This is a genomic window from Cellulomonas alba (genome assembly GCF_030362835.1).
Lineage (GTDB): Bacteria > Actinomycetota > Actinomycetes > Actinomycetales > Cellulomonadaceae > Cellulomonas > Cellulomonas alba.
This window is the reverse complement of sequence record NZ_JAUCGQ010000004.1, coordinates 111,524-136,262: the sequence shown is the minus strand read 5'-3', so window position 1 is coordinate 136,262 and position 24,739 is coordinate 111,524. Positions and strand designations below refer to the sequence as shown.

Below are 24,739 nucleotides of genomic sequence, written 5' to 3'. Positions count from 1 at the left end.
CGCCGGGGCGTCGGCGGCGGGCGGGTCGTCAGGCCGGCGACCGAGCGGTCGTCAGGACGCCGCGAGCTCCTGCGCGCGGCGCCAGCGGATGCCCGCCTCGATGAAGTCGTCGATGTCGCCGTCGAACACCGCGGCGGGGTTGCCGACCTCGTGCTCGGTGCGCAGGTCCTTGACCATCTGGTACGGCTGCAGCACGTAGGAGCGCATCTGGTCGCCCCAGCTGGCCTTGATGTCGCCCGCGAGCGCCTTCTTCTTCGCGTCCTCCTCGGCCTTGCGGACGAGCAGCAGGCGCGACTGGAGCACCCGGAGCGCGGCCGCGCGGTTCTGGATCTGCGACTTCTCGTTCTGCATCGACACGACGATGCCGGTCGGGATGTGCGTCATCCGCACCGCGGAGTCCGTCGTGTTGACGGACTGCCCGCCGGGGCCGGACGAGCGGAAGACGTCGACCTTGATCTCCGACTCGGGGATCTCGATCGAGTCGGTCCCCTCGATCAGCGGGATCACCTCGACGGCCGCGAACGACGTCTGCCGGCGGCCCTGGTTGTCGAACGGCGAGATGCGCACGAGCCGGTGCGTGCCGGCCTCCACGGACAGGTGGCCGAACGCGTACGGCACCTTGACCTCGAACGTCGCGGACTTGAGGCCCGCCTCCTCGGCGTAGCTCGTGTCGAGCACGGCCGTCGGGTACCCGTGGCGCTCGGCCCAGCGCAGGTACATGCGCAGCAGCATCTCCGCGAAGTCCGCGGCGTCGACGCCACCGGCCCCCGAGCGGATCGTGACAACCGCCTCGCGCTGGTCGTACTCGCCGTTGAGGAGCGTGCGGACCTCGAGCTCGCCGAGGTCGCGGCGGATGCCGGTGAGCTCGCCCTCGGCCTCGACCAGGCTCTCCTCGTCACCCATCTCGGTGCCGAGCTCGACCAGGGTCTCGAGGTCGTCGATGCGGCCGCGGAGCTTCCGGACGCGGTCCAGCTCGGCCTGCGTCGCCGACAGCGCGCTCGTGACCTTCTGCGCCTTCTCGGGGTCGTCCCACAGGTCCGGGGCGCTCGCCTGCTCCGACAGCTCGGCGATCTTCGCCTGGAGCGCGGTCGGGTCGCTCACCGCCTGGATCGACTCGAGGGTCGTGCGCAGGTCGCGGATCTCGGCGGGGAAGTCGGTGGTGGCCACGACCGTCCAGGTTACCCGGTCGGCCGGGTCCGTCTGGGGGCCGGTCGGCCTGGGAGGGGGCGATGGACTCGTGCCAGCGCGGTGACCTGCTCGCCCTGAAGCGACCGAGCGTTGCGCGGTCCCGACGAGCGTCCGGCTCTGCCGGTTGCGGCCGGCCGGGGTGCGCGCGACGGTCGTTCGCATGACGGACGATGCGCCGCGACACGACGGGACTGACGACGTCGTGATCCGGCCGGCCGACCGGCCCGGCGACCTCGGCTGGATGGTGCTGGCCAACGCCGAGACCTACGCGGAGCAGTTCGGGTGGGACGGTGACTACGAAGCGCTCGTCGCTCGGATCGTCGCGGACTTCGCGGCCCGCCACGACGTGCAGCGTGAGCGGGCGTGGATCGCCGAGCTGGACGGCCGCCGAGTCGGCTGCGTGCTGTGCGTCGACGCCGGCGGCGAGCGGGCCCAGCTGCGCATCCTCCTCGTGACGCCCGACGGTCGCGGCCGGCGGGTCGGGAGCCGGCTGGTCGAGGAGGTCACGGGATTCGCGCGTGAGCGGGGCTACGTGAAGGTCGTGCTGTGGACGAACTCGGTCCTGGAGACGGCCCGTCACCTCTACGAACGCGCCGGCTTCACGCTTGTCGACGAGTCGCCGCACCGCAGCTTCGGCGTGGACCTGGTCGGGCAGAACTGGGAGCTGACCCTGTAGTCCCGTGCGCGCGCCGCGGGCCCGAGGGTCTCGACGGCCCGCTGGCACCGTACGGGGCGTCATGATGCGCGCGCGACGGCGTCGGCCTCGAGCCGTACCCCGGAGTGCCACGCCGCCAGCACACGACCCGCGCCCGTCGGGCGCGCGACCGCGCCGAGGCGCACGTGGGCGGACCTGCCGTCCGGGCTGTCGGCCTCGAGCACGACGACGTGACCGAGGCCCTGGGTCGCTCCCGGGTGCGTCGTCAGGTAGCGCTCGACCGACGCGCGGACGTCGGCATCGGTCAGCGGGACGCCCTCGGCGCCGCCCCGGCCCGCGAAATAATCCGCCTGGTCGACCGCGTCGGACGCGTCGAGCGCGACGAGGTCCGTCAGCGCGAGGAGCCGGGTCCGTTCCAGGTGGACCTTCGCCGCTGCCGCGACGACGAGCACGAGCGCGATCGCGAGCACCGCGAAGCCGATCGCGAGGATCGTGACCTGCCCGTCGTCGCGACCTCGGTCGGTGCGCGGCAGCCGCCGCGCGAGCAGACCCGCGTGCGCGCGTGCGCCGCCGCCCGGCGGCGTCACCGGTGCGCCGCCCGGTACTCGTCGACCGCGGCGACGCGCTCCGCCGTCACCGGGATCTCCAGCGGCACGACGCTCCGGACGAACGACGGCACGAACGGCAGGTCGACGTCGACCTCGACCCGGGCCGTCACGGTGCTGCCGGGCACCAGGCACGGCGTCGACGAGCAGGAGAGCCGCAGCGCGCTCGACGGGTCGGCGTCGAACCCCTGGTCGCGCAGCGCGAATCGCGTGACCGTCTCGGCCCGCTGGGCGCCCTCCTCGGGTGTGTCCGCTGCGGCCGCGACCCGCGCCGACTCACGTGCCGCGCCCTCGACAGCGAACGACGCCGCCTCGACGCGCCCGACCACGAGCACCAGGTAGACGAGCGGGACGAGGAGCAGCAGCGCGACGCCGAGGAACTCGATCTGCGCGTTGCCGTCGTCGCGGCCACCGCTCGGCTGTTGGCCGGCGCCGCCCGCGCGGGCCCACCGCGGACGCATCCCGACGCTCACGGTCCCTCCACCGGCGCGTGACCGTGCACCACCAGGCGCCCGGACGGCCCGAGCAGGCCGACGATCGGCAGGGGTGCGGCTATCTGCACGTCGACGAGCGCCACGCCACCGGCGTCTTGCCGCTGCGCGCTGACGTCCGCCGCGTACCGCGCGCTCAGCTCCGCCGACACGAGCTCCCGTGTCCGAGCGGCGCCGTCCTGCGGGCCATGCCCCGCGAGCGCGCCGTACCGCGCGCCCTGCGCCGCCGAGTCGATCAGCTCGTTCCGCACGTGCAGCACCAGCGCCAGCTGCAGGACCGCGACGAAGAGCAGGACGAGCAGCCCGCCGACGAGCACGAAGTCGACGACGGCGGAGCCCCGGTCGCGCGCGGCGGTCACTTCTTGGTGACGTCGCTGATCGCCGAGCTGAACACGCCCTTGAGCGCCGGCTCGGCGATGAGCCACAGCGCGGTCACGAGCCCCGCGGTCATCAAGGTGACGAGCACCCACCCCGGCACGTCGCCCCGGTCACCGCGGGCGGCCGCGAACCGGCTCGCGGCCCACGCCGCGGCTCGGTCGCTCCAGAGCGGGCCGCGTCTCAGCAGCGGCGCGCCACGGCGCCCCGAGTCGCTCCCGTGCGGGTCGTTCGTCGTCATGCGTGTCCCCTCTTCGTCGTCACAGACCGATGCGCATCACGAGCAGGCTCGGGAAGACGGCGAACGCCATCGCGCAGTTGTGGGTAGGTTTGAGATATGAACCGGACATACCACCCGCCGACCGCTTCCCGCACACCCCGCGGCTACGCCCGCATCTCGCAGGCCCGCGACGGCACCACCGTCAAGGTCGAGCGGCAGCGCGCTGAGATCGAGCCGTTCGCTGCTGCCCGCGGTGACGTCCTGACCGACGCGCTGTGGCACGTCGACAACGACAAGTCCGCCTACGACGAGGGCGTGGAGCGGCCGGGGTTCAACGACCTTCTGCGCGACGTCCTGGCGGGGCGCGTGTCGACCGTCTACGCCTGGGACCAGGACCGAGTCGCACGCGACGTAGGCGTCTGGGAGGGCTTCTTGAAGGCCTGCCGCAGCACGGGCACCCGCATCGTGTTCCGCACCGCGGGCGAGATGGACCTGACCACCGTCAACGGCAGGACCCAGACAAGGTTCAACGCCGTCATGGCGCGGCACGAGTCCGAGCACAAGGCCGAGCGCGTCGAGGTGGCCGCTAGGCACCGGGCGATGCAGGGGCGCGCGCACGGGGCGGTGCTCTACGGCTGGAGGCGCGTCTACGCGTTCGACGGCAGTGGAGTGCAGATCCGCGGGCAGTGGCACGACGAGATCCACCCCGAGCAGGCGGCGATCATCCGCGAGTGCGCGCGCCGGGTGCTCGCCGGGGAGTCCATCAAGGCGCTCGCCCGCGAGCTGAACGCCCGTGGCGTGCCGACACCGAAGGTCATGGACCAGGCCGGCAGGCGGTACGAGTGGGAGGCGGCGAGCCTGCGGATGCTGCTGCTGCGGCCCGCGAACGCCGGGCTCCGCGTGTATCAGGGTCGACCGCAGTTCGACGCAGAGGCACCCGCGATCCTGGCGCGCGGCGACTGGGACCGCGTCGTCGCGACGCTCAACGACCCGGGCCGCCGGACCGTCTCCGACAACCGGGTCCGGCACCTGCTCTCCGGGATCATGAAGTGCGCGGTCTGCGAGCGAGGCATGCGCGCCCGCCGGATCACTGGCGAGACGACGCTGCGCTACCTGTGCCCGGCGGGCCACACCGCCCGCGTCGCCTCCAAGGTGGACTGGTACGTCACAGAGACCGTGGTCGACCTCCTCGTTGACCGCGACAAGATCAACGGGCTGCTCTGCGGTGACGACGCGGCGGTGGCCGACGCGACGCGCCGGGCGACGGAGATCGCCGCGGAGATCGCGAACTGGAACACCGACCGCCGTAACCGGCTGGTGAGCCGTGAGGAGTGGCTGCGGATTGTGCCCGACCTACAGGCGGAGTTGGAGGAGGCTGAGCGCGCGGCAAGGGCGACCAGTACGCGCTACCGGGATCTCATGGAGGACGTGGTTGGACCGGGAGCGGCCGACCGCTTCAGCGCACTCCCGATCAGCCGCAAGCGAGCGATCATCGAGGCACTGTTCGCGATCCGCGTACACCCGCTACCCGCTGGGCGGAACGCACGGGGGCCGTTCGACCCCAGCCTGATCGAGGTGAAGCCGAGGCGGACGGACGACGCCGTCGCGGCCTAGCCTCTGTCCGGCAGTGCTGGACGTCCGTAGGGGCACTGCCACCCGTTGCTCGACCCTGGTGGCGGCCTTAGCGTCCGGGCCATGCCGTCCAACGCCGATGCACACGACGACGATCCGTGGCGCGACGTTCGCCAGGACGTCGTCCTGGCGCACTTCCCGGCCGTGGTCATCGTGTGCACCGACCGCGGGCAGCACCCGAAGGCGATCACGGCGACCGTCCTGCACTGGGTGCCACCGGGCATCGGTCGTGGCGACGGAGAGGTGCTGGAGGGGTTCGCGTTCAAGCGACGCCGCGGCCAAGCGCCGCTCCCAGACCCACTTCCGCCGCTCCCGCCCGGTCCGATCCCGTACCGGCTCGGCAACTCGACCGGCTACCTAACGGAGCCTTACTGCCACTACTGCCCGCGGCTACCGAAGTGGTCGCCGGAGGACACCCGCAAGCGGGTCAGCAAGGCCGTCGCCGCCGGGCTCACTGAGTTGGACATGTCCTGGTTTGACTGACCCGCCACCGACCGTGGACGGTGCCGTCCGCCAGCACTAGCCTGATAACTAGGACCGCGCTCCCAGACGGTCGGCATCCTCGAGCGAGGACGCCTCTTCGGGGCAGGGAAGCCACCTGATGAGGGTGGATGACCCGCCTCGCCCGGAGCGCCGATGTCCACCTCCCCCGTCACCGAGCCCGACGACCTCGTCCATCTGCGGAACGTCGTCGCGTCGCTCGCACGCCGTCGCCAGCCCGACGACCCGGACCTGCTGCACGCCCGGCGGGAACTCGCCGCCGCGGTACTACTCCGACACGTGCGGCATGCCCTCGACGCCAACCCCGGCCTCACGATCAATCAGCGCCGCGCGATCGCGGGTGTGCTCACCGGAGCCGCGTCGTGACCGCCGCGTCGGTCGGGAGCCAGGACCCGAACTGGCCTCCGCACCGCCCCCCGGACACCGACGACGAGACATGGCAGCGCATCAAGCAAGCCGCGGCTGCCAACGTTGCCGACTACCCGCCGCTGAGTCCGCGTCAGGTGCAGATCATCCGGGACGCCCTCCACGCTCCGCCGGGCGGCGATGCCGCATGACCCGCGACGACATGGACCAGGCCCGGCCATCGCTGAGCCGAGGCGGTGGCGAGCCATGACCGACGCACGCCTACCCGAACGGTGGCTCAACGACCGCCGGTTCATGCGGCTCTCCGACGCGGCCTGGCGGCTGTACACCCTCGCGCTGATGTGGTCCGTCGCGAACCGCACCGACGGCCTGCTGGAGTGCGACGACCTCAACCTGCTCCACCGCGTCGACCCGCGAAACGCGGCCGCCCTCGTCGATGCCGGCGTCTGGGAGCCGACTGCCCAGCCGCGCGGCTGGCGGATCGTGGGCTTCGACGAGACTCAATCGACAAGCCAAGTCCTGGCCGCAGCCGAACATGCCCGTCGCATCGAGCGCGACCGCAAGCGACAGCAGCGCGCTCGACGCGCCACTAGCTCGAAGAACCCGAGCCCACCGGCTGTCACGGCCGACGTCCCCCAGGATGTCCCGCCGGACGTCCCCCCGCCTGTCCCCCAGGACGTCCCGCCGGACACCACTAGGACAAGGACAGGACAAGGACAGGCCTTGATGGCGGGGGCTTACACGTGCGCGGTGTGCGGCCAACCGATGCTCCCGGTGGGCGACGGGGCTACCACGCACCCAGACTGCTCACCCACGCTCGTCGTCTCGGGTGATCCGTGGTGAGCGGCGTTCAGCCGGGCGGACGGCTGTGGGAAGAGCGCGACCCGACCGACCTGGGCATCCGCGTCAGCCCACCGCCGGAACACGTGTGCGACGACGGGTGGACCGGAGATCCCGACCACCCGACGCCGTGCCCGACCTGCCGCCCGCACCTCGCGCGCAGGACCGACCGAACGGGCCGCGTCGCGTGGCGCGCGAGCGCACCGCACAAGCAGGCGTCATGAGCGCCTTCCGGCGTCACCGCGCCGCCGCCTCGCGCCGCCGTCAGCGCCCGCAGCCGCGTCGTGCGCGACCGTCCCAACCGGCGGCCCCGACGAGTCGCCGCGACCGCGCAGACGGCCCGTCACGGGCGTCACGAAGCAGCGACGCGCCACCGGGGACGACCACCACCGACGGGGCGAACACCAGCCACCCCCGCACCCCGGTAGAGGGCCACGTCGTCACAGCGCCCACGCCCGCCAGCAGCGCGTTACGGCCGATCCGGCGCGCGCGTGCACAGAATCCCTACTGCCCTTATCGGAGATTGCCGTGCCTGACTTCCTGAAGAGCCTGTCGTGGGACGACGCGTTCGCGCTCGTCCGTGACGCGGCGAGCAACGACCCGTCGAGCACCGGCATGGAGGTCTTCTCGCGGCTCGACCGCGACGAGTTGTCAGCCCTCGCCTACCGGCTGCTCTACCTGATCGCCGTGACGGCGACCGTCGTTGGCGCTGGGTTTCTCGAACGGTGGATCGACTTCGCCAAGCGCCATCTGGTGAACGATCTGCCCTGAGTCGTACGCTTGTTCTGACGACCTCGTCTGATGCCGGTCGCGAGACGACCGCCCGGCCAGGAACCCGGGCAGCCCACTCCGCCGCCGCCGTCGTCCGCGAAGGCCCGTGAGGGCCCGCCAGGTCGGAGCACCGTCTCCGAGGACGTCCGCAGTTCAGCGCCGCCGACGCGGCAGGCCCGGACGCCTGCCGATGCGTTCGCGTAGCGCTCATGCGGCCACGTCCACCCCCGCCCCCGCGGTTGGTTCGTCGTACCCGCGTGCGGGCGGCTCCCCTGGCGGAGCGCCACCATGCCCACCTTCATCGAACAGCTCGAAGAGCGCCGGGCGGACATCGCCCGACGACTGAAGTCCATCGCCACCCACGCCGAGGCCACGAACGACGGGAACTTCACCGACGAGGAACTGGCCCAGGTCAACGAACTCAAGGGCGAGTACCTGACGCTCGGTGCCGAGGTCGACCGGTACAAGTCCCTGGCCGCGACCAAGGCCGAGGTCGACAAGTTCATGGCCGGCTCGGACTCCAACCCGCGCACCGGCACCGGAGCGGCCAAGGCCGCGTCCCGCGCATCGCGTGCCCCGACCCCGCTCGGACGGGACATCGCCCGAGCGCTGTTCGGGCCGAAGGCTCAGGGCGACTACAACCCGTCGGGGCTGCTCTCGCAGCGGCACACCGGCCGCCGGTTCACCGACGCCGACGGGTACGACCACCTCCCCAAGGCGTCGGCGCTCAACGTCAAGGCCGGGCTCACCTCGGTCCCGACTCTGCGCACGACCGACGACCGGTCGGTGTTCCTCCTGCCGGAGAACGGGGCACGCATCGTCCCACTGCTCTCGCAGGTCGACATGACCTCCGGCGCGGACTACTCGTTCTGGGCGCAGACCGGCCGCGACGACATGGCCGCCCAGTTCGTGCCGCCCAAGCAGCCCAAGGCCTCAACCGAGTTCGAGTACGCCAAGACGGTCGACCACGTCCGCACCGTCGCCGTCCTCTCGGACCCGATCCCGCTCCAGGACCTGCAGGACGTCCCCGACCTCCGCGACGACGTCGGCGGCGAACTGGCCCGGCGGGTGATCCGGCGCATCGACTGGGCCGTCATCAACGGCGACGACGCGGCGACCACGGACGACCAGTTCGACGGCGTGCTCAACGTCGAAGGGGTCCAGGACGTCGCGTATGCGACCGACGCCCTGACGACGTTGCGCAAGGCGCTGACGGTGCTCCAGAACGACGCCTTCACCCCGACCGCGTACGCCGTCAACCCGACCGACTGGGAGGCCGTCGAACTGCTCCGCGACACCCAGGGGCGGCTGCTGTACGCCTCCTCGTTCGCGGTCGGGGTGCAGCCCATGCTGTTCGGCGTCCCGGTCGTCATCGCCGACGTCGTGCCCGCCGGGACCGCGATCCTCGCGGACTGGCGTGCCGGGGTGCTGGCCGAGCGCGGGCAGATGGACGTGTCCTGGTCGGACGGTGGGGACCTCTTCGAGACGAACACGGTTCGGTTCAGAAGTGAAACGAGAATCGGTTTCAATATCACGCAACCGACGGCGTTCGTTGTGGCTCACCTGACCGGCACCGGCGGCTGACCTGTTCCGGGGTCAGCCCAGCGCGAACCGACGTGCCGCTTCCCGCCGGTGACGCGCGGGGACCGGGGCGGCGACGGCTCACTCCTGCCGGCCGCCGCCCCGGTTCAGCACGCCTACCGGTCGTTGCGCACGCGGCGGGCCGCCTGCGCGTACGTCGAGCCGAGCGGGATGTCTAGCAGCGTGCAGCACGACGACGGCAGGATGTCGGTGCAAGACCAGACCCGTCCGGCTGCACGCCAGAGCGCGTCCGGGTCGGCGTCCTCGATCGCCTCGGTGAAGGCGTCGCGGATGTGGCCCGGGACGTGGCCGGGCAGCGGCAGTGATCGCATGGCAGTGCCTCTCGCGGTGTTCGCGGTGGGGCGCGCCAGGCAGATGCCCTGGGGTACGGCGACTGTCTACCCAGGAACGTCCGGCGCGACCCTGCGCGCCATGCCACGACGGCGGAGCCCGGAGGCTCACTTCAACCGGTCGCCGGTGTCTGCGACCGTACGCGCGGCGCGCGCCCGCGTCCAGCGATGCGAGACGCCCGAATCGCCCGCGAATGTCAGAGGCGGCCAGTACGGTCCGACCATGACCGACGATCCGGGACAGACCGTCCGCGACATCGCACGCTCGACAGCCAAGGCGCTGGCAGACTCGGGCGTCTTTCGTCCGGGACACCCCCAGCAGCAGCCCGACCCCTACCCCGGCTGGCTGCATCTCGCGCTCGGCAAGATGTTGCTGTTGACGAAGCTCGACGCGCCCGCGTACGTCTCCGGCAGCGTCGCCGCCACGCCTACCGGGCAGCCGCTGCAGGTGCGCCTCGTCATGTACACGGCGGACCTGGTCGTCATCGCTGAGGTCGAGAGCAATGGCTACACGGGCGGCAACGGATCGTCCGTGGTGCGAGCGCTTCCTCGCCGCCTACTCACGGGCATCGAGGTCGGCGACGGGTGGTTCGACCCGTTTGAGGACGAGCCGGATGAGACCCACCCGCGCTTCACCGTGACGTACGCCGACGGCACCGTGCTCACTCTGCCGTCGTCGCCGCAGCCGTCCAACGCCGAGTGGTCGAGCCTGCGTGCCCTCCGTGCCACACTGCTGGACGACCTGGCGCGGACTTGAGGGCTCAGCCGTCGCGCCCCTCGCGCGTTCGCTCATGCCGTCGCGCCAACTCGACCAGGGGTCGAAGCGCGGCGCGGGCAGTCTCCCCGAGGTCGTAGCCGACGCTGAGATCGCCGCCGCTCATGCCGCGCACGTATCCGACCTTCCAGCCCTCGGTGTCGGGCTCGAACGTGATGCCGTACCCCTCTTGCTCGCCGAGCGCCAGGAGTTCACCGACCGCTCGGAGGGTCTCGTCCTCAAAGATCGCCACTCGCCGATGGTGATCCCCGGCGGGCTGCCGTCTCATGAGACGCGCCGAGCAGCGGCGCGACTTAGCGGTCGGTCGAAACGTCCAGAGTGAACAATGTGCCGTCGAGCGCTTTCAACCACCGGTGGCCGCTCACGTCGGTGAACTCGACGGTCGCGTGCACGATGATCTGTTCGATCTGCGTCCGATCGGTCGGCCAGGACCAGGCCGGGGCGAAGACCTCCGAGTCGCCCCCGGCGATGACGTCCCACTCCGTCGACTGTCGAACGGACCACAACTTCATCGCCTCAGGCGCGTCGTCCGAAGTTACGAGGTCGCACCTCAGGACGACTTCCCGCACCGGCTCAACGCCTCGGTTGTGCACGATCACGGGACGGCTGACCTTGACCCGGCCCCCACCGAACATCGTGCTCGCGTCTGTGTTGTCCCGTGCGACGGTGACGAGCCGCGCGGCCGCCTCCTTGCGGTCGTTCATCTCTGCACGCCGGGACCTCGACTCGGCCTTGAGGACCACCAGCGAGATGAGCACTGCGGCGACCGCGCCGACCCCGGCGATTGTCTCCCCGACGGCCTGGGCCACCTGGAGCCAGTCGGGCACGGCGCTGGACATGGGTCGGAACCTACCGGCGAGACGAGGCCGGGCTCGGCTGCCCCGCCGGTTCCGCGTCACCCCTGCCACGTGAGGGAGCGATGGCCATGACTCAAGGCGGTGAAGTTGTACACCGCGGCGACCGAAGAAGAACGGGGGCGGCTGAGCGAGACGCCATGGGACGAGCGCCTCGACTACAAATGAGTCGCGGTCCGAGAGCGGGATGGAGCGAACGCCTTGAGTGCGACTCCCAAGCGACGTAGGGCGACCGACGCCGACGTCTGGTGGCAGGGCCTCCTGTGGGTCGAAGCGGCCCACATGCAGGCGTACCGCCTGCAGGAGGTATTGCGCGAGATCGAGTCAGCAGACCTGGACGCGCAGATGCGTTCGAGGCTGGCGGAGGACACCGCCCTGACCCGCCAGTGGAGGGCGAGTTTCGACAGGTACGAGCAGCACGATCCCGAGCGCCCGCTTCGCGTCCCAACCGCGTCGCTGTGGATGCAGCAGACGGCGGAGATGCACTTCCTGCTCGTCGCGGTCAACAACGTCAGCCGCGCTGTCGACCGGCTGCCGGCCGACGTTCGTGCTGAGATCGGGAACCAGGACGTTGCTGGGCTGCTGCGCAACATCACCGAGCACTATGACGAGGAGTGGGGTCCGTCGGCGCGGAACCTTGCCGAGAACCACCCCAACATCAAGGCCGGGCTCGTTGCCTTCGATAAGCGTGACGCCGCAATCGGCGGCCCGGACGGCGTCGCACTATCTGACATTCGGATCTGGTTGGTCCAAGTCACCGAGTCGTTGACCGGATGCCTTGTCAACGCGGGCGTCACACCGCCACACGACCTCAACGCCTCTTTGGTGGACGGTGACGACGACCTGCCGTGGCCGCCTGAGCGGCTGCGGTTCCACTGGTCGATCCCCCGGGTCCCAGAGGAGCAGTGGCCTCGCGAGAAGATGAGCGAGGAAATGGCCACGCTCTGGTGGCGCTTGCATGGCATTCGCTTCCACGAGGACGCGGGTGATGACGAGGGCGACGAGGACTAGCCCGACGGAGACTCGCGCGCGATCAGGCGGATCGAGCGCGTAGCGCCGCCCCTAACCTGCCCACAATGTGAAAGCGGCGAACACGACGGTGACCGGCAGGATCAAGAACACGACCGGCACCATCATCGCGACTTCCTTGCGCCCGCCCGACTCCATGAGCTCGCGCCGCCCGTGCTCCCGCACGTCCTGGGCCTGCGCCCGCAGCACGTCCGCGAGCGGCGTGCCTCGTTCCACGGCCACCGCGATGCCCTCGGCGAACCGGGCGAGCGACGAGACCCCGGTCCGGGCGGCCAGCGCGTCGAGCGCCGGCACCAGCGAGACGCCCGACCGCACGTCGGCGAGCGTCAGCCCCAGCTCGGCGGCCAGCGCACCGTGCGCGCTCGCGACGACGCGCTCCAGCGCTCCCAGCGGGCCCTCGCCCGCCGCCACCGCCAGCGCGAGCAGCTCCGCGACGGTCGGCAGCTCGGCGACGATCCGCTGCTCGCGTCTCCGCACGTCGCGCGTCAGCGACCAGTCGCGCAGGAGCACGCCCGCGACTCCGCCGACACCCACGAGCACGACGAGAGCGAGCACGGACACCGGCCGCGACGCGGCGAGCGCGAGAGCGACCGTGAGCGTCGCGGCGAGCCCGAGCGCCCCGGAGACGACCTGGCCGGCGCGGAACTGCTCGACGGTCTCGGTCCGTCCGGCCCGTTGCAGCCGCCGCCGGAGCTCCGTCGCCGGCGATCCGAGCCGCGCGACCAGCCGCTGCGCGTCCAGGAGCAGCGGCGCCGCGAGGCGTTCGAGCGCCGCGAGAGGGCCGCGGACAGGTGGCGCGTCGGCGATGAGGGCGGACTCGGTGCGGGCCGCCCGCAGGTACGGCGCCAGCCGGTCGTCGAGGCGGATGCGCCGTGCCCGCAGGCGGCTGACGACGAGCAGCGCGCCGAGGCCGCCGAGCAGGCCCACGAGCGCTCCCTGCGCGGCGGGGCTCACCGCAGCACCCGCGGATCCTCGGGCAGCTGTCCGATCCGCAGCATCGCCGAGTACGCGACCACGGTGCACACCCCGCCGACCGCCAGCACGAGCACGCCTCCCGGCGTCCGGTAGGCCGCGGCGGCCTGCGGCCGCGTCGAGAGGAGCGCGAGCACCACCCACGGCGCCGCGACGGCCAGCCGCGCCGCGTAGACCGTCCAGCTCTGCCGCGCCTCGAGCTCGCTGCGCACGCGCAGGTCGTCCCGGAGGAACGACGAGAGGGTGCGGAGCATCCGCCCGAGGTCCGTGCCGCCCACGTCGCGCGTGAGCCGCAGCGCCTCCACGATCCGGTCCGCCACCGGGTCGGCGAGCCGCGCGGCGAGCGCGTCCAAGCAGTCGGCGAACCGCCCCGTTGCCCGGTAGTCGCGCGCGAACGTGACGAACGCCGGTCGCAGCTCGACCGGCCCGCGTTCCCCGAGCTGCGCGACGGCCTCGGGCAGCGCGAGCCCGGCCCGCACGCCCGACGCGAGGTGGTCGACGACCTCCGGCCACAGGCTCCGCAGCCGCGCCTGCCGGCGGCGCGCACGCCCGCGGACGTACGCGGCGGGCGCTGCACCGGCGAACAGCGCGAAGGCGAGCGCGATCGCCGGCGCGTGCGTGACCCCCACGCCGACCGCGAGCACGGCGATCGCGAGCGCGACGCTCGCGCCGACGAGGGCGCCGGGCGTGACGCCCACGACGCCGGCCTGGACGAGCAGGTCCGCCACGCGCGACCCCCGACGCCGGCGCGACTCAGCCGCGTGGGGCGGCGGCGGCCAGCACGACCACCACAGGCAGGCGACTCCCGCCCCGAGCAGCAGACCCACGACGACGCCCACGGTCACTCCCGCCCGCGCAGCAGCGCGACGACGTCGGTGCCCGCACGCGCGTACCGCTCGGCATGCGGCGGGAAGCCGTCAGCGCGCACGAGCCGCCCGTCGCGCGTCGTGAAGACGTCCGTCGTCTCGACGACACCCCGCTCGACGCGACCCGGCACGGCGACGATCTCGCGCGTGCGGCGTCGGCCGGTCGCGTCCAGCTCGAGGTGCACGACGAGGTCGACGGCCGACGCGACGGTGGGGACCACGAACCGGTCCGAGATGTTCGGCCCCGCGAGCAGCGGGAGCGTGCAGAGCTTGACGAGCGCCTCGCGCGCCGAGCTCGCGTGGATCGTCGCCATCGCGGGGATGCCCGAGTTCAGCGCCACCAGCAGGTCCAGCGCCTCGGCCTCGCGCACCTCCCCCACGATCAGCCGCCCCGGTCGCATCCGCAGGGCCTCCTTGACGAGCCGCCGCAGCGAGATCTCGCCTGTGCCCTCCAGGCTGGGCTGCCGGCACTGCAGCGCGACCCAGTCCCGCGCCGCCAGGCGGAGCTCGAAGACCTCCTCGCACGAGACGATGCGCTCGCGCGCCGGGATGGCGCCTGCGAGCGCGTTCAGCGCCGTCGTCTTGCCTGCCTGCGTCCCGCCGGACACGAGCACGTTGAGCCCCGCGCGGACGGACGCCTGCAGGAACGCGGCCGCGTGCGGCGTCAGCGATCCGAGCGAGACGAGCTCGTCGAGGTGGTGCGCCCGGACGACGTACTTGCGGATGTTGACCGCCCAGTCGCGACGCGTCACGTCGGGGATCGCGACGTGGAGCCGTTCGCCGCCCGGCAGGGACGCGTCGACGAACGGGCTGGACAGGTCGAGCCGGCGGCCTGACACCTTGAGCATCTGCTCGACGAGGTCGCGCACCTGGGCCGACGTGAGCATCGTGGTCGTCAGCTCGGCCTCGCCCCGGCGCGACACGAAGACCCGCGACGGCTCGTTGATCCAGACCTCCTCGACCTCCGGGTCGTCGAGGTAGCGCTGCAACGGGCCGAGCCCCGACACGGCGTCGATCACGGCCTTGTGCGCGGCGGACGGGTCGGGCAGCGGCGGGACGGCACCCGCGACGGACCGCTCGTCGTAGTCGGCGAGCGCGTCGGCGACGAGTGCGGCCACGCCGGCGCGGTCGCGGACGGGATCGACGCCGCGGCGCCGGATCAGCTCACGGACCTCGCCCTCGAGGATGGCGACGCCGTCCATGCCTGCCCCCTTGCCCGGCACTGGTCAGCGCGCCCGTGATGTCCGTCATGTCCGAATGCACGCGGACTGTAGACGATCCGGGCGACCCTGCGCAGCGCCCTGTCCACAGACGGGACGCGAGCCCGGCGGCCCAGGACCCGACGGCGTGCGCCGGTCTGCGACGCGCCAGACCTCGCCGGGCCCGGCTGGTGCACCTCGCGCCCCGTCGGGCCACTACCGTGTGCGCGTGACGAACACGGCCAGCCTTGTCTCCGGTACCCAGCACGTCCTGACCCGCGGGGACCAGACCGCGATCATCGCGTCGGTCGGCGCAGGGCTGCGCACCTACGCGGTCGGCGACCGTGACCTCGTCCTCCCCCACGACGCCGACGAGCTCGCGCCCGCGTTCGCCGGGAAGCTGCTCGCGCCGTGGCCGAACCGCCTGCGCGACGGGGAGTACTCGTTCGACGGCACGAGCTACCAGGTGCCGGTCAGCGAGCACGGCAGGCACACCGCGCTGCACGGTCTGCTCCCCTTCGTGTCGTTCGAGGCGACGTCTCAGGGCGACGACGACGTCACGCTCGAGCACACCATCGTGCCCAGCACGGGCTACCCCTGGCCGGTGCGCATCGCGGTGACCTACGCGCTGACGGACGGCGGCCTCGAGGTCACGACGCGCGCGACGAACCGGGGCACGTCGGCGGCCCCGTACGGGCTCGGGTTCCACCCGTGGCTCTCGACGGGCGGCGCGGCGGTCGACGACTGCACGCTGCGGGTCGACGCCGACGAGCACGTCACGGTCGACGGCCGGCTGCTGCCGACCGGCTTCGAGCCCGTCGCGGGCGTCTACGACCTGCGCGAGCAGGCCTCGCTGCGCGGGCGCGACCTCGACGACGCGTGGGTCGGCCTGCGGCGCGACGACGCGGGTCTGTCGTGGATCCGGCTCGGCGCACCGGACGGCTCGACGGTGGCCATGTGGGCCGACGGCGCGTTCCGCGCGTGGCAGGTCTGCACGGGCGACCACGTCGACGCGATCAAGCGCACCGCGGTCGCCGCGGAGCCGATGACGTGCGTCGCCGACGCGTTCCGCACGGGCACCGACCTGATCCGCCTGGAGCCGGGCGACACCCACGAGGCACGCTGGGGCCTGCGGCTGGAGTGAGCCGGCGGGCTCAGCGGCCGCCGTCCGGCGTCAGTGAGGGCGGCGTGCCGTCACGAGCGCCGACGCGCCGGTCCGGCCGTCAGTAGCCCGAGAACGAGCCGTCGGCCTCGACGCCCGACGCGAACTCCCAGTGCCACGGCTCGTGCGGTCCGACGCCGCCCGGGAGCGCCCACGCCGGGTGCTTCCAGCCGTAGACGGGAGCGTTCTCGTTGATCCAGGTCCAGGCCTCGCCGCCGGTCTCCTGGCTGCAGAGGTCGATCGCGAGGCCCCAGCCGTGGTTGCTCGTGCCCGGGGTGGCGGCGAGGCCGCCGCGCTCCGCCTTGACGACGTACTGCATGGCGAGGCTGCGGTAGCCCGAGGACAGGCAGAGGTTCCGGTGGAACCGCGCGGCGTACGCGCTGTTGAGCTGGGCGAGCGCGACCGCGGCATCCGCGCGGATCTGCGTGTGGCCGTCCCACAGCGTGCACAGGTCGCGCGCGGGGACGTGGCCGTTGGTCGACGTCTTCTCGTCCGGAACCAGGCCCGAGCAGTGCTCGAGCGGCGAGCGCGTCAGGTCGCGGCTCACCTCGGTGTCGCGCACCGCCACGGCGCCCGCCGGGACGATGAGCGACGCCGGTGGTTCCGCTCCCAGCACGCTGCCGGTCAGCGCCATGACCGTGCTCGGCAGGTGCGAGTCGCTCGACGCCGTGACCGGACCCTCGTCGGCGGCCGCGCTGTGCACGAGGCCCTGCGCGACGGGGATGACGACCGTCACCGCTGCGAGCGACCCGAGCACGCCGAGGCGTGCGACCGCGCGGCTGGGCCGACGGTGGCCGCTCGACGTGCGCCCGGCCGGGGCGGTGGCGGCGCGGCGGGTCGAGGAGGACGCGCCGGAGGCGCGGGTCGGCTGGGGCTGCGCGGCCGGCGTGGGGTGCGGCACGGCGTCGTGCGCGGTCGTACCGTGCGCGGCGGTGTCGTGCGCGGTGGCGTGGTGCGCGGCGACACCGTGCGAGGTGGGGCGCTGCGCGGCGGCGGGAGTCTGCTCCGCGGCGCGAGCGGTGAGCTCGTGGACCGGGGCGGCAGGCTCGTGGATCGGGGCGAACGGCGCGGCGACGGGTGCGACGGTCTGCTGACGCTTCGCGTCGCGGGCCGCTGCCGCAGCCTCGCGCAGCTCGGCGAACGGGCTGGCGGACGTCGCGGCGAAGGCGGGCGCGACGCGCGCGTCGGCCGGCTCGGCCTCGGCGCGCACGGCGGGGAGCATCGCCGTCTCGTCGGCGCTCGGCGCCAGCAGGACCGCCTTCTCGGCAGCGCTTGCTGCGGGCCCGGACGCCGTCTCGCCCATGCTCGGCGCCGGCCGGGCCGGGGCCACCGCGACGCTCCGTGCGTCCGAGGCGGCGCCCGGCAGCGACGACGCGGCCGGGGCGGCGGACGGCGCAGACGCCCACGTCGGGCGAACCGGCGTGGCGGTGCTGGTCGGCGGCGTCGCGACCGTGCGAGGTGCGGGCTGCGCCGCGGACCACGCGGCGGGCGCCGGGGTCGAGGCGGCGCGCGACCGGCGGGTCTCGGCCGCGGGAGCGGACGTCGAGGACGACGGCGCAGAAGCCGGCGCGAAGGGCGCCTGCCCGGCGGTGCGTGCGGCCCGGCGCGTGGCGGGCGGCGCGGCGACGGCTGTCGCGACGGACGACCCGGAGCCGCCGTGCCCGTGGCCGCCCTCGGCCGAGGCGCTGCGACCCAGCGGCCCGTCGGCGACGGTCGCACCGACGACGGCCGGCTCGGCGTGCTGCGCGGCCGCTGCAGCAGCGGCGCGGCGCTCCGCCTCTCGGAGGGCGCGCCGCGTCGGGAAGGAGCCCGAAGGGACCTGCTCGTCCGCCACTGCACCTCCTTGCGCTACGTCGTCGTTCACCCGCGGCGCACGGCAAGGACCCCGATGTGGAGGGGCCGCCCGGAGCAGCGGTCACGAAACCATAACGGCACGTTGGACCGCGGTCCAAGCCCCTGGACGGGTGTCCAGTCGGACGAATCGGTCTCACGTGGCGACACGCCGTGACGACACGCCGATGAACGCCGGGTGAACGTCGCGATCAGGGTTGCTGGTCGCGCTGCATCGCGTCGCGCACCTCGCCCACGAGCTCCTCGAGGATGTCCTCGAGGAACACGATGCCGACCGTCTCGCCGTCGTGCTCGACGCGGGCCAGGTGCGCGCCGGAGCGCTGCATCGCGGCGAGCGCCTCCTCGACCTCGTCCTCCGGCGCGACGACCGCGAACGAGCGCACGCGCCACGTGGGGACGGGCAGGTCGCGGCTCGTCTCGTCGGCGTAGAGCACGTCCTTGAGGTGCAGGTAGCCGACCGGCCGCCCGTCGTCGTCGAGCACCGGGAAGCGGCTGAAGCCGGTGCGCGCCACGAGCCGCTCGACCTCGGCCGGCGTGCCCGCCGCCGTCACCGCGACGAGCCGGTCCGGCACCACCATCACGTCGCCGGCCGTGCGGTCGGAGAACTCGATGGCACCCGTCAGCAGCCCCTGCGAGTCCTCGAGCAGCCCCTCCGCCTGCGAGCGCTCGACGATCGACTGCACCTCCTCGGCCGTGAACGCCGACGCGACCTCGTCGCGGGGCTCGACGCCGAGCACGCGGAGCGCGTGGTTGGCGAGCCAGTTCAGCGCGGCGATCACGGGCCGCAGCCCGCGCGCGAGCCAGACCAGCGGCGGCCCGAACACCAGCACGGCGCGGTCCGGGCCCGACACCGCGAGGTTCTTCGGCACCATCTCGCCGAGCACCACGTGCAGGTACACGACGAGCGCGAGGGCGATGACGAACGCGATCGGGTGCGTCCACGACGAGTCGACGCCGAGCGCCTCGAGCGGCTCCTCGATCAGGTGCGCGATCGCGGGCTCGGCGACGACGCCGAGGCTGGTGGAGCAGATCGTGACGCCCAGCTGCGCGCACGCGAGCATCAGCGAGACGTGCTCCATGGCCCAGAGCACGGTGCGGGCGCTGCGGTTGCCGGCCGCGGCGAGCGGCTCCATCGAGCTGCGGCGCGCGGAGATCACGGCGAACTCGGAGGCGACGAAGAACGCGTTGCCCGCGAGCAGAGCGACGCCGAGCGCGAGTGCGACCCAGCTAGGCATCGGCACCCCCGCCCTCCTGCACGCGCACCCGCTCGACGCGGCGGCCCGCCATCCGGTCGACCGTGACGCGCACGCCCTCGACCTCGATCTCGTCGCCCTGCACGGGGATGCGACCCAGGCGCGCCATCAGCAGGCCGCCGAGCGTCTCGTACGGGCCGTCGTCCGGGACGCGGAGGCCGGTGAGCTCCGTCAGCTCGTCGGGACGCAGCACGCCGGGCAGCAGCCACGAGCCGTCCGCGGCGCGCGCGGCCGACGACCGCCGGCGGTCGTGCTCGTCCGCGACCTCGCCGACGAGCTCCTCGACCACGTCCTCGAGCGTGACGACGCCCGACGTGCCGCCGTACTCGTCGACCACGACCGCCATCTGCATGCCCTGGGCCCGCAGCTCGACGAGCAGCGGGCCCAGGTGCACGGTCTCGGGGACGCGCGGCGCCTCGACCATGAGCGCGGCCGCGGGCACGTCGCCGCGACGCTCGAACGGGACGGCGACCGCCTGCCGCAGGTGCACGAGCCCGTCGATCTCGTCGCTCGAGCCGCCGATCACCGGGAACCGCGAGTGGCCGGTGCGGCGCGCGAGCGAGACCACGTCGGCGGCCGAGTCGTCGCGCCGGACCACGACCATGCGCTGGCGGTCCGTCATGACGTCGACCGCGGTGAGCTCGCTGAACTCGATCGAGTTGGTGAGCAGCGTCGCGGTCGACTCGTCCAGCGTGCCGACCTCGGCCGAGCGACGCACGAGCGCGGCGAGCTCCTGCGGGGATCGCGCGCCGGACAGCTCCTCGCGCGGCTCGACCCCGACGCGACGCAGCAGCGCGTTGGCGCTGCCGTTGAGCAGGCCGATGACGGGCCGCAGCGCCGTGGTGAACCCGCGTTGCAGGGGGGCGACGGCCCGCGCGGTCGCGAGCGGCACGGCGAGCGCGAAGTTCTTGGGGATCAGCTCGCCCACGACCATCGAGAAGCCGTTGACGAGCACGAGCGCGAGGACGGCCGCGATGACGGTGGCGGTCGTCCCTCCCCCGCCCATGCCGCCGATCAGGCGGGCCACGGCGGGCTGCGTCGTGTAGCCGAGCAGGATCGTGGTGAGCGTGATGCCGACCTGGGCCCCGGAGAGCTCGGTGGACAGCCGGCGCAGCGCGGCGACGACGGACTGCCCGCGGCGGTCGTCAGGCGCGGTCTGGCTGGCGACGACGCCGGGATCCAGCGTGACGAGGGAGAACTCGCTCGCGACGAAGACCGCCGTGCCGAACGTGAGCAGCACGCCGAGCGCAACGAGCAGCCACTCGGTCAGCATGGTGGCGCCATCATACGGGGGGCTCGGCGCCGGCTGCCGCTCGCCGTCCACCGGGACGCGGGTCTTCGCGCAGGTCGCGCCCCGCGTCGCCGCTCGAACCGGCGCGCGCTGTGCCACGCTGGGGTCATGGCGAACACGGCACAGACGCCCACGCCGCGCGGTCCGTCGGCCACCACGGTGCTCGTGGTCGAGGACGAGCCGGCCATCGCGCAGGCCATCGTCCACCGGCTCTCCGCGGAGGGCTGGCGCGTCCAGGCGGCGCACGACGGGCCGACGGGCGTCGCGCTCGCGTCCCGCCTCCAGCCCGACGTCGTGGTGCTCGACGTCATGCTCCCGGGCATCGACGGCCTCGAGGTCTGCCGGCGCATCCAGGCCGAGCGCCCCGTCCCCGTGCTGATGCTGACCGCGCGCGACGACGAGACGGACATGCTGATCGGTCTCGGCGTCGGCGCCGACGACTACATGACCAAGCCGTTCAGCATGCGCGAGCTCGTCGCCCGGACGAAGGCGCTGCTGCGCCGCACCGAGCGCGCCACGCGCGCCGCGGAGATCGCCGCGGCCGAGCAGCCCGTGCCCCCCATCGAGCTCGGCGACGTGGTGATCGACCGCGCGCAGCGCCGCGTCACTCGCGCGGGCAACGAGGTGCACCTCACGCCCACCGAGTTCGACCTGCTCGTCGAGCTCGCGTCGAGCCCCAAGACCGTGCTGACGCGCGAGAAGCTGCTCGCCGAGGTCTGGGACTGGGTCGACGCGAGCGGCACGCGCACCGTGGACTCGCACATCAAGGCGCTGCGCCGCAAGCTCGGCCCGGACCTGATCCGCACGGTGCACGGCGTCGGCTACGCGTTCGAGCCGGCCGGTGGCGGCGACACCGCCGACGCCGCGGGCGGCGGGCCCGCCGGGGCGTGAGCGGTCCGCGACACGTCCGCGGCGAGGCCGGGCGCTCGTCGTGGCTGCCGGACGTGCGCCCGCTCGACCGGCTGAACTCGATCAAGGTCAAGCTCGGCGTCCTCGTCGCGGCGACGGTGACGCTCGCGGCGTTCATCACGTGGATCGGGCTCTACAACCACCTCGGCCCGACGCGCACGCTGCCGCTCGCGATCGTGGTGTCGCTCGTCCTCACGCAGGTGCTCGCGCGGGGCATGACGTCGCCGCTGCGCGAGATGACGCACGCGGCGCGGCGCATGGCGGGGGGCGACTACTCGCAGCGCGTCCGCGCGACCAGCAAGGACGAGGTCGGCCAGCTCGCGGTCGCGTTCAACACGATGTCCGACGACCTCGAGCAGGCGGACACGTTCCGGCGCGAGCTCGTCGCGAACGTCTCGCACGAGCTGCGGACCCCGATCACCGCGCTGCAGGCGCAGCTCGAGAACATCGTCGACGGCGTCAGCGCGCCCGATCCCGGGACGATGAAGGCGATGCTCGCGCAGACGGAGCGGCTCGGGCGCCTCGTCACGTACCTGCTCGACCTGTCGCGGCTCGAGGCCGGGGCCGTGCCGCTCGCGATCACCGACGTGCGGCTCGCGGACTTCCTGCACGAGGCCGCCGAGGGCGCCGCGCTGGTGGGCGCCGAGAAGCACCTGCGCTTCCCCGTGGTCGTCGAGCCGCCCGACCTGACCGTGCCGGCCGACCCCGAGCGGCTGCACCAGGTGGTCGCGAACCTGCTGCACAACGCGGTCCGCCACTCCCCCTCGGACGACGAGGTGCGCCTCGAGGCCAGCCTCGTCGGTCCCGACGTGCGGATCGACGTCGTGGACCACGGCCCGGGCATCGCACCCGAGCAGCGCGCGCACGTGTTCGAGCGCTTCGTGCGCGGCAACACCCCCGCGCTGACGGGCGGCGGGTCGACCGGCGGCACGGGGCTCGGGCTCGCCATCGTGCGGTGGGCCGTCGACCTGCACGGCGGCCGCATCGAGGTCGCCGACTCCGAGGAGGGCTGCACCATGCGCGTCACGCTGCCGGCCGACCCGGCACGCGCGGCATGACCGAGGTCGAGGTCGACCGGCTCTCGAAGTCGTTCGGCGCGGTGCGCGCGGTCGACCACCTCTCCTTCACGGTCCGCGCGGGGCGCGTCACGGGATTCCTCGGCCCCAACGGCGCAGGCAAGACGACGACGCTGCGCGTGCTCCTCGGCCTCGTGGCGCCGACCAGCGGCACCGCGACGATCGGCGGCCGGCGCTACTCCGAGCTGACGCGGCCCGGCCGCGTCGTCGGCGCGGCGCTCGAGGCGGCGAGCTTCCACCCGGGCCGCACGGGGCTCGACCACCTGCGCGTGTACGCGCCGCAGGTCGGCGTGCCCGACTCCCGGACGCACGAGGTGCTCGCGCTCGTCGGGCTGAGCGAGGTCGGTGGGCGCCGCGTCGGCGGGTACTCGCTCGGCATGCGCCAACGCCTTGCGCTCGCCACGACGCTGCTCGGCGACCCGCCGGTGCTGCTGCTGGACGAGCCCGCGAACGGCCTCGACCCGGAGGGCATCCGCTGGCTGCGCGCCTTCCTGCGGGCGCTCGCCGCCGAGGGCCGCACCGTGCTCGTGTCGAGCCACGTGCTCTCGGAGGTCGAGCAGACCGTCGACGACGTGGTGATCATCTCGCGCGGGCGGCTCGTGCACTCGTCGTCGCTCGCCGAGCTGGCCGGGCTGACGCGGCCGCGCGTGCAGGTGGTCTCGCCCGACGCGGCCGGGCTCGCGGCGCTCGTGGCCCGGGCGGGCTGGACGCTCGCCGGACCGCAGCGCGGCGGCGAGGCCGAGGTGGTCGACGTGCCCGCCGCGGCGGTCGGCGCGGCGGCGTTCGCGGCCGGGCTCGAGCTGCACCAGCTCGCGACCCGCGACGTCGGGCTCGAGGACGTGTTCCTGGGCCTCACCGGCGACGCGGCGGGCGGCCCGGCGGGCATCGCGGCGGGGCCGGTGGCCGCCGCGGCGAGCGATCCCCGGGGCGCGCCGACGGAGGTCGGCCCCGAGGCGGCCCGCTGATGCGCGCGACCCTCGTCGCCGAGTACCGCAAGCTCGTGACGACGCGCCTGTGGTGGATCCTGCTCGCGGCGATGGCGGCGTACGTCGGCTTCCTCGCGGGCGTCATCGCCTGGACCGCGTCGCGCCCCGAGGGACTCGGCGGCTCGGGCTCCGCGCCCCTGTCCGTGGACGAGACCGTGCGGTCCGTCTACACCGTCGGCAGCTCGGTCGGATACGTGTTCCCGCTCGTGATCGGCGCGCTCGCGGTGGCGTCGGAGTTCCGGCACCGCACCGTCACGCCCACGCTGCTCGCGGAGCCGCGCCGCACGGTGTTCCTCCTCGGCAAGCTCGCGGCCGGCCTCGGGGCGGGGCTGGTGTTCGGCGTCGTCGGCACCGCGGTCGCGACCGGGGTCGGCGCCGCCGTGCTCTCGGCTACCGGGAGCCCGACGCTCCTGGACCAGTCGGCCACCTGGCGCTACGTCGGGCTCGCGGTCGTCGCGATGGCGCTGTGGGCGCTGCTCGGCGTGGGCGTCGGGACGGTGCTGACGAACCAGGTCGCGGTCGTCGTCGTGGTACTGGCATGGACGCAGTTCGTGGAGCCGATCGCGCGCATCGCGCTCGGTGCGACCTCGTGGGGCGGGCACCTGGTGGCCTACCTGCCGGGTGCCGCGAGCGACGCGCTGACGGGCGGCAGCCTGTACACCGCGGTCGCGTCCGGGCCGGTGCTCGACTGGTGGGCGGGCCTGCTCGTCCTGCTCGGCTACGTCGCGGTGCTCGCGATCGCCGGCCGGCTCGCGACCCTGCGCCGCGACATCACCTGAGCGGCCGTGCCGCGACCGGACCGCTCGACGTGACCCTCGTCACGCGCGGCCGTGCGCCGCCGCGCACGCAGGTTCCGTTCCATGACCCGCAAGGGGTGCCGCCGACCTCTCCTTGACGCGCGCCCAACAGGCACTTTTGCCGACGTTGACCCGAAGGTGCGG

General features: G+C 73.3%; 28 protein-coding genes. 14 read left to right on the top strand and 14 right to left on the bottom strand.

The features are described 5' to 3' along the window. Positions 1-51: 51 nt before the first annotated feature. Entirely contained in the window at positions 52-1,167 is a 1,116-nt protein-coding gene (gene prfB, locus QRT04_RS16995) for a peptide chain release factor 2 (protein ID WP_289456915.1), read from the bottom strand. Between the two features lie 181 nt (positions 1,168-1,348). Between prfB and QRT04_RS16990 the strand changes: the two genes are divergently transcribed. Continuing rightward, positions 1,349-1,864: a GNAT family N-acetyltransferase gene (locus QRT04_RS16990; protein ID WP_289456912.1), complete on the top strand. Its 516-nt coding sequence runs from the start codon at positions 1,349-1,351 to the stop codon at positions 1,862-1,864. 59 nt (positions 1,865-1,923) lie between these two features. On the opposite strand, the gene QRT04_RS16985 is transcribed toward QRT04_RS16990, so the two are convergent. From QRT04_RS16985 to QRT04_RS16970, 4 genes are read right to left on the bottom strand one after another with little or no spacing between them, the layout of a single operon-like run. Beyond that, positions 1,924-2,430, bottom strand: a complete 507-nt coding sequence (locus QRT04_RS16985; protein ID WP_289456910.1) for a hypothetical protein — start codon at positions 2,428-2,430, stop codon at positions 1,924-1,926. Beyond that, entirely contained in the window at positions 2,427-2,921 is a 495-nt protein-coding gene (locus tag QRT04_RS16980; protein WP_289456908.1) for a pilus assembly protein, read from the bottom strand. Before QRT04_RS16980 ends, QRT04_RS16985 begins: the two co-directional genes overlap by 4 nt. Further along, positions 2,918-3,298 (bottom strand): TadE/TadG family type IV pilus assembly protein, encoded by a 381-nt coding sequence (locus QRT04_RS16975; RefSeq protein WP_289456906.1) that lies wholly within the window; start codon positions 3,296-3,298, stop codon positions 2,918-2,920. Before QRT04_RS16975 ends, QRT04_RS16980 begins: the two co-directional genes overlap by 4 nt. Further along, entirely contained in the window at positions 3,295-3,555 is a 261-nt protein-coding gene (locus QRT04_RS16970; protein ID WP_289456962.1) for a hypothetical protein, read from the bottom strand. The genes QRT04_RS16975 and QRT04_RS16970 overlap by 4 nt, the downstream gene beginning before the upstream one ends. A 96-nt stretch (positions 3,556-3,651) precedes the next feature. Between QRT04_RS16970 and QRT04_RS16965 the strand changes: the two genes are divergently transcribed. The 6 genes from QRT04_RS16965 to QRT04_RS16940 all read left to right on the top strand — a co-directional run bounded on the left by QRT04_RS16965 (position 3,652) and on the right by QRT04_RS16940 (position 9,228). Then, positions 3,652-5,148: a recombinase family protein gene (locus QRT04_RS16965; protein ID WP_289456905.1), complete on the top strand. Its 1,497-nt coding sequence runs from the start codon at positions 3,652-3,654 to the stop codon at positions 5,146-5,148. 81 nt (positions 5,149-5,229) lie between these two features. Further along, positions 5,230-5,649, top strand: a complete 420-nt coding sequence (locus QRT04_RS16960; protein WP_289456903.1) for a hypothetical protein — start codon at positions 5,230-5,232, stop codon at positions 5,647-5,649. 153 nt (positions 5,650-5,802) lie between these two features. Further along, the gene (locus QRT04_RS16955) at positions 5,803-6,033 is read left to right on the top strand and encodes a hypothetical protein (RefSeq protein ID WP_289456902.1); all 231 of its coding nucleotides are present in this window, start codon (positions 5,803-5,805) and stop codon (positions 6,031-6,033) included. A 246-nt stretch (positions 6,034-6,279) separates the two neighbouring features. Then, entirely contained in the window at positions 6,280-6,876 is a 597-nt protein-coding gene (locus QRT04_RS16950; RefSeq protein ID WP_289456900.1) for a hypothetical protein, read from the top strand. A 525-nt stretch (positions 6,877-7,401) separates the two neighbouring features. Beyond that, the gene (locus tag QRT04_RS16945) at positions 7,402-7,644 is read left to right on the top strand and encodes a hypothetical protein (RefSeq protein WP_289456899.1); all 243 of its coding nucleotides are present in this window, start codon (positions 7,402-7,404) and stop codon (positions 7,642-7,644) included. A gap of 288 nt (positions 7,645-7,932) precedes the next feature. Continuing rightward, complete coding sequence (locus QRT04_RS16940; protein ID WP_289456897.1) at positions 7,933-9,228, top strand: phage major capsid protein; 1,296 nt, start codon at positions 7,933-7,935, stop codon at positions 9,226-9,228. Between the two features lie 113 nt (positions 9,229-9,341). Here QRT04_RS16940 and QRT04_RS16935 read toward each other — a convergent pair whose 3' ends face one another. Further along, on the bottom strand, positions 9,342-9,557 hold the full coding sequence (locus QRT04_RS16935; RefSeq protein ID WP_289456896.1) for a hypothetical protein: 216 nt from the start codon (positions 9,555-9,557) through the stop codon (positions 9,342-9,344). Positions 9,558-9,798: 241 nt separating this feature from the next. On the opposite strand from QRT04_RS16935, the gene QRT04_RS16930 reads away from it, so the two are divergent. Then, a complete protein-coding gene (locus QRT04_RS16930; protein ID WP_289456895.1) occupies positions 9,799-10,332 on the top strand; it encodes a hypothetical protein in 534 nt (177 codons plus the stop codon). Between the two features lie 4 nt (positions 10,333-10,336). Here QRT04_RS16930 and QRT04_RS16925 read toward each other — a convergent pair whose 3' ends face one another. Together QRT04_RS16925 and QRT04_RS16920 are read right to left on the bottom strand one after the other, a co-directional pair. Then, positions 10,337-10,582 carry a hypothetical protein gene (locus QRT04_RS16925; RefSeq protein WP_289456892.1) on the bottom strand — a complete coding sequence of 82 codons (246 nt, stop codon included), beginning with the start codon at positions 10,580-10,582 and terminating at the stop codon, positions 10,337-10,339. Between the two features lie 61 nt (positions 10,583-10,643). Continuing rightward, positions 10,644-11,189, bottom strand: a complete 546-nt coding sequence (locus tag QRT04_RS16920) for a hypothetical protein (RefSeq protein ID WP_289456890.1) — start codon at positions 11,187-11,189, stop codon at positions 10,644-10,646. 297 nt (positions 11,190-11,486) lie between these two features. On the opposite strand from QRT04_RS16920, the gene QRT04_RS16915 reads away from it, so the two are divergent. Further along, the gene (locus QRT04_RS16915; RefSeq protein WP_289456889.1) at positions 11,487-12,215 is read left to right on the top strand and encodes a hypothetical protein; all 729 of its coding nucleotides are present in this window, start codon (positions 11,487-11,489) and stop codon (positions 12,213-12,215) included. Positions 12,216-12,266: 51 nt separating this feature from the next. Here the strand turns inward: QRT04_RS16915 and QRT04_RS16910 are convergent, their stop codons facing one another. The 3 genes from QRT04_RS16910 to QRT04_RS16900 are packed head-to-tail and all read right to left on the bottom strand — an operon-like array spanning position 12,267 to position 15,273. After that, a complete protein-coding gene (locus QRT04_RS16910) occupies positions 12,267-13,187 on the bottom strand; it encodes a type II secretion system F family protein (protein WP_289456888.1) in 921 nt (306 codons plus the stop codon). Beyond that, positions 13,184-14,044, bottom strand: a complete 861-nt coding sequence (locus tag QRT04_RS16905) for a type II secretion system F family protein (protein ID WP_289456887.1) — start codon at positions 14,042-14,044, stop codon at positions 13,184-13,186. Before QRT04_RS16905 ends, QRT04_RS16910 begins: the two co-directional genes overlap by 4 nt. A gap of 2 nt (positions 14,045-14,046) precedes the next feature. Further along, a complete protein-coding gene (locus QRT04_RS16900; RefSeq protein WP_289456886.1) occupies positions 14,047-15,273 on the bottom strand; it encodes a CpaF family protein in 1,227 nt (408 codons plus the stop codon). A gap of 226 nt (positions 15,274-15,499) precedes the next feature. On the opposite strand from QRT04_RS16900, the gene QRT04_RS16895 reads away from it, so the two are divergent. Further along, positions 15,500-16,414 carry an aldose 1-epimerase family protein gene (locus QRT04_RS16895; RefSeq protein ID WP_289456885.1) on the top strand — a complete coding sequence of 305 codons (915 nt, stop codon included), beginning with the start codon at positions 15,500-15,502 and terminating at the stop codon, positions 16,412-16,414. A 79-nt stretch (positions 16,415-16,493) separates the two neighbouring features. Here the strand turns inward: QRT04_RS16895 and QRT04_RS16890 are convergent, their stop codons facing one another. The 3 genes from QRT04_RS16890 to QRT04_RS16880 all read right to left on the bottom strand — a co-directional run bounded on the left by QRT04_RS16890 (position 16,494) and on the right by QRT04_RS16880 (position 20,809). After that, on the bottom strand, positions 16,494-18,266 hold the full coding sequence (locus QRT04_RS16890) for a M15 family metallopeptidase (RefSeq protein WP_289456884.1): 1,773 nt from the start codon (positions 18,264-18,266) through the stop codon (positions 16,494-16,496). A gap of 208 nt (positions 18,267-18,474) precedes the next feature. Continuing rightward, positions 18,475-19,518, bottom strand: coding sequence for a hemolysin family protein (locus QRT04_RS16885; RefSeq protein WP_289456883.1), 1,044 nt, complete (start codon positions 19,516-19,518; stop codon positions 18,475-18,477). Next, entirely contained in the window at positions 19,511-20,809 is a 1,299-nt protein-coding gene (locus tag QRT04_RS16880) for a hemolysin family protein (protein WP_289456881.1), read from the bottom strand. Before QRT04_RS16880 ends, QRT04_RS16885 begins: the two co-directional genes overlap by 8 nt. Before the next feature lie 126 nt (positions 20,810-20,935). On the opposite strand from QRT04_RS16880, the gene QRT04_RS16875 reads away from it, so the two are divergent. From QRT04_RS16875 to QRT04_RS16860, 4 genes are read left to right on the top strand one after another with little or no spacing between them, the layout of a single operon-like run. Further along, on the top strand, positions 20,936-21,718 hold the full coding sequence (locus tag QRT04_RS16875; protein WP_289456880.1) for a response regulator transcription factor: 783 nt from the start codon (positions 20,936-20,938) through the stop codon (positions 21,716-21,718). Further along, complete coding sequence (locus tag QRT04_RS16870; protein ID WP_289456879.1) at positions 21,715-22,794, top strand: sensor histidine kinase; 1,080 nt, start codon at positions 21,715-21,717, stop codon at positions 22,792-22,794. The genes QRT04_RS16875 and QRT04_RS16870 overlap by 4 nt, the downstream gene beginning before the upstream one ends. Further along, on the top strand, positions 22,791-23,777 hold the full coding sequence (locus QRT04_RS16865; protein WP_289456877.1) for an ATP-binding cassette domain-containing protein: 987 nt from the start codon (positions 22,791-22,793) through the stop codon (positions 23,775-23,777). Before QRT04_RS16870 ends, QRT04_RS16865 begins: the two co-directional genes overlap by 4 nt. After that, on the top strand, positions 23,777-24,577 hold the full coding sequence (locus QRT04_RS16860; RefSeq protein ID WP_289456876.1) for an ABC transporter permease: 801 nt from the start codon (positions 23,777-23,779) through the stop codon (positions 24,575-24,577). The genes QRT04_RS16865 and QRT04_RS16860 overlap by 1 nt, the downstream gene beginning before the upstream one ends. Positions 24,578-24,739: the final 162 nt, after the last annotated feature.